Raw genomic sequence first — 2,403 nt, 5'->3', positions numbered from 1 at the left:
GTATTTGCACCATATGCCTGGTTGGAACCTATTAAAGAATCTGCAACAGGAAGCGTACTGGAATATGCTGGTGATGCACGTGAATTTACACCTTACGCTGTAAACACAATGCGGTCAAGATTAGAGCAAGAAGTGATTATTGATTTTTATAAAAAAGAAATTCTCACATATACAAATGCTTGTATCGTAACTGTAAAAGTTACAAATCCAGATGGTTCTATTGATTATAAAAAAGGAAAAACAAGTACAGAAAATATTGTATGTACTAATGTTGTGTGGGGCACTGATGAAGTTTCTTTTGAAATGAGGGCAAGTGCAAGCAACCCTTTAAATGCAGCAGCACCTGCGGCTGATTATTTATTAACTATACATGTTAACAAGAGTGGTGTTGCACAAATTGAAGGTGCACATGATGGGTTCCCCTGCTATGAATTTTATAAACAAACAGATTTTGGTCCATTTGAATTAATATATACACATGATTTCAGAAAAACTGGTGACACTCCAGCAGCGCTAGCTGGGGAAATGGAATACAGTTTTAAAACGACAATCTAGATATAAATACTAAGTAGAAGTTTACAAGCAGCAAATATTAAAGGAAAAGCAATAATTTATACGAAAGAATTGCGATCTGCTTTGCTCAATGACTCAATATTATTATCCATAAAATTAAAAATCAAAGAGGTATGTCTTATGACTAATATCGTTAAAGTTAGAGCAAGTGTATTTATTCCAATGTCTTGGACTGAACCTAAGAAGGATATTAAAACAGGAAACGTGATTCAATTCGAAGGTGACTCACGTGAATTTACACCTAATGCTGTAAACGCTATGCGTTCTAGAATAGAACAAGAAGTGGTTGTAGATTTTTATAAAAAAGAAATTTTCACACATGTGAATACTGGCATAACAACGGAAAGAATCACAACTTCAAATGGTTCCGTTAATAAAAGATCCGGGCAAGCTAGTACAAAAGATATTTTGTGCACTGATATTGTATGGAGTTCTGATGACGTCAGGTTTCAAATGAGTGCAAGTGCTAGCAACCCATTAAATGTATATGCACCTCCCGTTGATTATCTATTAACTGTACATGTCAAAAAAGATGGAACTATCGATATTCAAGGTGCACATGACGGATTCCCTTGTTATGAATTTTATAAGCAAGTAAATTTTGATCCGTTTGAAGAAATTCATACACACGATTTCAGGGAAACTGGTGATACAGCCGAGGCTCTAGGCGGAGATATGGAATATAGTTTTAAAAAGATATTATAAAGGAAAATAATACGCTAATCACAACTTAAGAGAAGCAAAAGGAGAATAAGAGAATGACAACAATTCTATTTTTAAAAGCAAACAATCGACCAGCAGACCAATCAGTAAGTGTGAAATTATATGACGCTTTTTTAGCGAGCTATAAAGAATCACATCCAAATGATACCGTGGTAGAGCTTGATTTGTATAATGAAGAATTGCCATATGTAGGCGTTGATATGATTAACGGTACATTTAAAGCTAGTAGAGGACTTGATTTAACAGAGGAGGAAGCAAAAGCAGTAGCTGTTGCTGATAAATATYTAGATCAATTCTTAGCAGCTGATAAAGTTGTATTTGGTTTCCCATTATGGAATTTAACAATYCCAGCTGTCCTACACACATATATTGATTACTTAAATCGTGCGGGCAAAACATTTAAATATACGCCAGAGGGTCCAGTAGGTCTTATTGGAAATAAGAAAATTGCATTACTAAATGCAAGTGGGGGTGTGTATTCTACGGGACCGGCAGCTGAAATAGAAATGGCAGTTAAATATGTAGCAAGTATGATGGGCTTTTTCGGTGTAAAAGATATAGAGAAAATAGTGATTGAAGGTCACAATCAACTCCCAGATAAAGCAGAAGGAATTATTGCCGCAGGGCTTGAAAAAGCTGATAAATTAGCAAGTACGTTCTAAATAACTAAACACTTATCGTTAAATATAGCAGTACCAACACTTTTATAGTGGTGGTACTGTTTTTTATTTGCTTATCTCGCTATATTTGAGAAGTAATAGCCCTATTGAGATGTTTTAATATCCTTCTTCAACTCCCTCAGTATGATAGCTATAGCTCTCGAATGCTCACTTATTCGCAGGATTTCATAACCCTTGAAAATATATTAAAGTTTAAAAGCAATAAGCTCACATCATTTTGGCTTCGTGGAGGCATAGTTAAATAAAGGAGTCATAACGAAATTCCATATTATACCATATAATGCACATTTTCTCCACGCCGCCCCTGGAGGCTTTCCCTCCCATGTCTCAACGGGTCATAAAATATGCCCTCTCATTCCTTCGTCATGCCTATCCAAGGGGTGGAGGCCAGTTTTGCTAACCTAATGGGTCGGTGCCCTTTTGTTGA

General features: G+C 35.8%; 3 protein-coding genes. All 3 read left to right on the top strand.

From position 1 onward, the window contains the following. Nucleotides 1-555 (top strand): DUF3238 domain-containing protein (locus tag AC1DUW_RS26015; RefSeq protein ID WP_477643840.1); only part of this gene is annotated, 555 nt, incomplete at its 5' end. 138 nt (nucleotides 556-693) lie between these two features. Continuing rightward, nucleotides 694-1,278 (top strand): DUF3238 domain-containing protein, encoded by a 585-nt coding sequence (locus AC1DUW_RS26010; RefSeq protein WP_477643839.1) that lies wholly within the window; start codon nucleotides 694-696, stop codon nucleotides 1,276-1,278. A 53-nt stretch (nucleotides 1,279-1,331) separates the two neighbouring features. Next, nucleotides 1,332-1,958, top strand: coding sequence for an FMN-dependent NADH-azoreductase (locus AC1DUW_RS26005; RefSeq protein ID WP_477643838.1), 627 nt, complete (start codon nucleotides 1,332-1,334; stop codon nucleotides 1,956-1,958). Nucleotides 1,959-2,403: the final 445 nt, after the last annotated feature.

The organism is Peribacillus sp. P4_C12 (assembly GCF_056402095.1).
This window is presented reverse-complemented; position numbering and strand designations above follow the sequence as displayed.

What these genes read in the sequence shown, in the direction of transcription:
- AC1DUW_RS26010 (WP_477643839.1), top strand. Translation starts at nt 694, where the DNA reads ATGACTAATATCGTTAAAGTTAGAGCAAGTGTATTTATTCCAATGTCT.